The organism is Roseovarius sp. D0-M9 (assembly GCF_037083805.1).
GTDB lineage: Bacteria > Pseudomonadota > Alphaproteobacteria > Rhodobacterales > Rhodobacteraceae > Roseovarius.
This window is the reverse complement of sequence record NZ_JBAPKZ010000088.1, coordinates 1-4,421: the sequence shown is the minus strand read 5'-3', so window position 1 is coordinate 4,421 and position 4,421 is coordinate 1. Positions and strand designations below refer to the sequence as shown.

2 protein-coding genes are annotated in these 4,421 nt (G+C 58.8%); both read right to left on the bottom strand.

Annotation, left to right across the window (positions count from 1 at the left end; all coding sequences use genetic code 11):
* Positions 1 to 1,379: 1,379 nt before the first annotated feature.
* Positions 1,380 to 2,471 carry a response regulator gene (locus V8352_RS21380; RefSeq protein ID WP_336426278.1) on the bottom strand — a complete coding sequence of 364 codons (1,092 nt, stop codon included), beginning with the start codon at positions 2,469 to 2,471 and terminating at the stop codon, positions 1,380 to 1,382.
* A complete protein-coding gene (locus V8352_RS21375; protein ID WP_442971084.1) occupies positions 2,443 to 4,128 on the bottom strand; it encodes a PAS domain-containing protein in 1,686 nt (561 codons plus the stop codon). Before V8352_RS21375 ends, V8352_RS21380 begins: the two co-directional genes overlap by 29 nt.
* Positions 4,129 to 4,421: the final 293 nt, after the last annotated feature.

The following is a 4,421-nucleotide window of genomic DNA, read 5'->3' as shown; positions in this document are numbered from 1 at the left end:
ATGGCTGAGGTCTCCGCGTCGGACGCGCCTACCGAAGGCACGAAATATGGGAGCGGCTCAAGCACCGGTGCGCCCGACTACCCACACGGAACGAGAAGGGACCATCTTTTGACTTGGCGAGCTTGTTTTGTCTGCTTCGGAAGTCTGTTTTTAGAGCAAGGTAATTCCTATTGGCGGAGCCAACGGCGAGTACCAGCGCGCTACGCTTGCTAATGCCTTTGAGTATGATTTCGACATGTGTCTGCCTGAGAGACGAAATTTGCTGTCCAAAAAATATTGCGGACAAACAAAGCTTGGTGTCCCGCTCGTTATCTTTGGATTCCACGAGCGCGTACTTCCACTGGTTTATGTCAAAGTTCTTTGCAAAAGGAGAGCTTAGATTTTCTTTTCCTCCCGTTGATCGTCTAAATATCGGGGTGACAATGTTTTCTGTTTTAAGCAATGGCTACGTCTTCCTCGGAACCGTGCTCTTCACCGTTGTTGTGGCGATTCGACACTCTGTCTAATAAGTTGAGTCGATAGTCGCCCTTTAGTGTAGACGGTGTGAGCATGATGTCCATGTTGATAGCCTTCAAGCATCAGCCTGACAAACGTTACTCGTCTGCCGCGACGGGATTACAATGCGAGTTCAACTATCTGCAGGTTATGTGTTGGCCATCATCATTGATGATTTGCAGCCGGGGCGGATCGGCAAAATGATGGGCTGCGGTGCAGCAGGAGGAAGTTTCCCAATGCCTGTTATGGGCCGCTCGCTTCATGTTTCCAAGCCTAATTGTGGGTCCTCCTACAAGCCAGGCCTGCGAGGGTAACGCGCGACCGCTTGTGATTTCTAGCNCCGCTCGCTTCATGTTTCCAAGCCTAATTGTGGGTCCTCCTACAAGCCAGGCCTGCGAGGGTAACGCGCGACCGCTTGTGATTTCTAGCGACAGAACTTTCAGGGCGATTTCAGAATCTGGACCGTACGCGTGCGACACGTGCGACATGTGCGACGCCACGAGCAGCTGCTGCAGTGTCGCACATGTCGCCGCTGTCGCACGTCGTAGGTCGACCTTACGGTTTGAACAGCTCTATTAGCCGATCGGCTGGCACCTTATAGAGGGTTGCGTTCGACCAGTTTCATAGCTAGCGACCTTGGGGCTTTTGTCGGACTACAGGTTGTCGAGGATGATCACATCGCCGGCTTTCAGGGTCGGGGTCACTTGGGTTTTGACATAAAGCTCGAACAGCTGGCGGTTTATCGCGTCCTTGATCACCTAGGGCGCATCGAGACGGCCATGTCGGAGCGTCGCGATAAACGTCTGCGTGTTCCAGTGACCTGGACAAAATACGCGACGAAGATATTGCTGGGGCAAAAAAGTGAAAAAACACTTACTGCAAGATCATAAACTCTGCACTTCGGCCGCCAGCGCCAGACGCACCAGCGCCGGCAAGGATTCGGCCCCCGTCTTGCGCATCACTGACGCGCGATGGTTCTCCACAGTGCGTTGGTTGATGCCCAGGTCCACCGCCATGATCTTGTTCGGTTTGCCCTCCAGAACGCCGGCAAGGACGTCTTGCTCGCGCGGCGTGAGGTTTGCGAACTTGGCTTTTGCCGCCTTGCGCGCGTTCGCCTTCAGGTTCCGGTCTTCCATCTGCGCGATGGCAGAGCGGAAACTTGCCAGCAAATCAGCCGCGCTCGCCGGTTTCTCGATCAGGTCCGATGCGCCTGCTTTCATCGCCTCCACCGCCATATCGGCATCGCCGTGACCGGTCAGAATGATGGCGGGCACCTGCGACGCCTCCGACCGCAGAAGCGCGACCAGCGCGACCCCATCCATGCCGGGAAGAACGGCATCAACAAGAAGGCATGCCGTGCCCTCCGGCCGAGGGGACGACAGGAAGTCCTCTGCCGAGACATATGTGATGACCTTCGACCCTTCGGCTTCGAACAGGCGCTGGGTGGTTTCGCGGATGATCGGATCATCCTCGATGACATGCAGGGTGATCCGCGAGAGCCCGTTGGTGTGGTGCGTCTTGCTGCGGGCCTTCAGCATCAGGTCCGAAATCTGTGAAATCAGGGCCTCGGGCATCAGCGGCTTCATGATTTGCTGATGGTCTGACCGCGCTATGGCCTGCAAGGTCGAGGTGGTGATATCTCCGGTCAGGATAAGCGTTGGCACTGGGCTGCCCAAGATATCGGGCAGCTCTTGCGCCAGCGCCAATCCGTTTTTCCCGCCGCGCAACTCGAAATCCGTCAGCAAAAGATCGGGCGGCATGTCAGTGTCCTGGGCCCAGGTCAGCGCCTCTTTGGCGTCGGCCCTGGAAATGACGGTATGACCTGCCTTGGTCAGAACGTCTTTCATGAGGTCCCTGAGCTGCTCTTCGTCCTCTACCAAGAGGATGGTTCCCGTCTGTGCCTCGGCGGCAGTGAACTTGCGCACCGCCGGACGCGGCCCCTCGGGCTCAGGCTCGACACGTGGCAGTGAGATCATGAAATTCGACNAGGTCCCTGAGATGCTCTTCGTCCTCGACCAAGAGGATCGTTCCCGTCTGTGCCTCGGCGGCAGTAAACTTGCGGACTGCCGGACGCGGCCCCTCGGGCTCAGGCTCGACACGTGGCAGTGAGATCATGAAATTCGACCCCTTGCCCGGAGCCGAATTCACCGAAATCGGATGCTCCATCAACTCGGCAAGCCGCTGAACAACCGACAGGCCCAGGCCGAGGCCCAGGCCGAGGCCGTTCACGGCAAATTGCGCATCGCCGTCAACCTGGTAGTAGGCGTCGAAAATAGATTTTCTTTCCGCTTCTGATACCCCCACGCCCGTGTCGCAGACGAGAACGGTCAGTTGATCTCCCTTGGGACGGCACCCGATCAGGATGCCACCCTTTTTGGTGTATTTCACCGCGTTCGACAAAAGGTTGCGCAACATCTGCTCCAGAAGCTGCGGGTCGGTGCGCACCCATGCGCTGGATGACACGGACCGCAGCCGCAAGCCGTTCACATCACACAGCGGCCTGAACTCGTCCACGAGGCGCTTCATGAGCGGATCAATGGCCACGGGCCGAATGTCGGGGTGGACAATGCCCGACTCGATCCGGTTCACATCCAGCATCGAATCCAGCATCCCCGTCATGGAGTTCAGCGTCTGATCCAGAAGCATGGCCAATCGCGTGCCCTCGGTCGATACCTTGTTCGGGGCCATCAGCCTGTGCAGCAGCGCCATCGACTGCAAAGGCTGGCGCAGGTCGTGACTGGCCGCAGCCAGAAACCGCGATTTGGCCTTGGTCGCCCGCTCTGCCTCGTTCATCGCGGCGAGAAGCGCGGCATTGGTGCGTTTGTTTTCGGTGATGTCGGTATAAGTGATCACCACGCCTTCCACGAGGTTGCGCTCGGCGCGATAGGGTTGGACGCGGCGCGAAAACCACTTGCCTTCGGCCCCCGAGGTTTCGCGTTCGATCGGGTCATGTGTCGCCAGCACGGCGCGGGCATCCGCATCGAGCTCATTGTCGCGCGCCACGGCGGCGAGGTCCGCAATCGGGCGGCCGACATCGCTTGCACGAACGTTAAAAATGTTTCGGATCGCGGGGGTGTAAAACCGGATGTTCAGATCGAGGTCCAGAAACAGGGTCGCCACATCGGTGCTGTAGAGCACGTTTTGCAGGTCGTTGGCGGTGGTGCGATGACGCTCCAGTGTTTCTTGCAACTGACCATTCAGCGCGGTCAGCTCTTCGTTCAGCGACTGCAATTCTTCCTTTGAGGCCAGCAGCTCTTCGTTGGTGGACTGGAATTCCTCGTTGACTGACAGTGCCTCGGCGGCATCGCTGCTATGCGCCTCGACCTCTTGCTCCAGATCGCGCAACGCATCCTTGAGATCGCGGCGCGTGGCGGCCAGATCGGCTTCCAGATCGGCGGTGCGCGTTTTGTCGCCCTTGGGCGAAGACCCCTGCGCAGGGGCCAGGCCGGGGAGCGCGGTGTCGAGAAAACAGGCCAGCAACAGCGGCTCTTGCCCGGCCGAGACCGCATGCAGGGCGATATCAAAGCTGCTGAACCCTTCCAGGTGCCCGCTTGAGATCGTCACGATCGGGTTTGATGGCGTGCAGGACTCCGCTGCCTTGCGAAACTTTGACCGCAGCGCCTTGGGCAGCATTCCAAGGACGCCGGGATCGGGAGGGCCCTGACTCATCTTCAGGTATTTTTCAGTCGGACCGAGCAGATAGAGACACTCCAGCCGGGTGTTCATCAGGATCGCGGCGGGCGCGTAGTTCTCCATCACGATCCGCCGGCAGAGGTCCGCCAGCGCGGTTCGCCGTGAGGGCTCCCGATCGGGCTGGGGTGGCGGCGTTTCCTTGCGCTCACCAACCGGAAAATGCAGATCGGCTGGGTGGCTATGCCCCACCCGGCGCCAGAGCCGCGCCTTCTTGTCCGCAATGGCGAAACAGG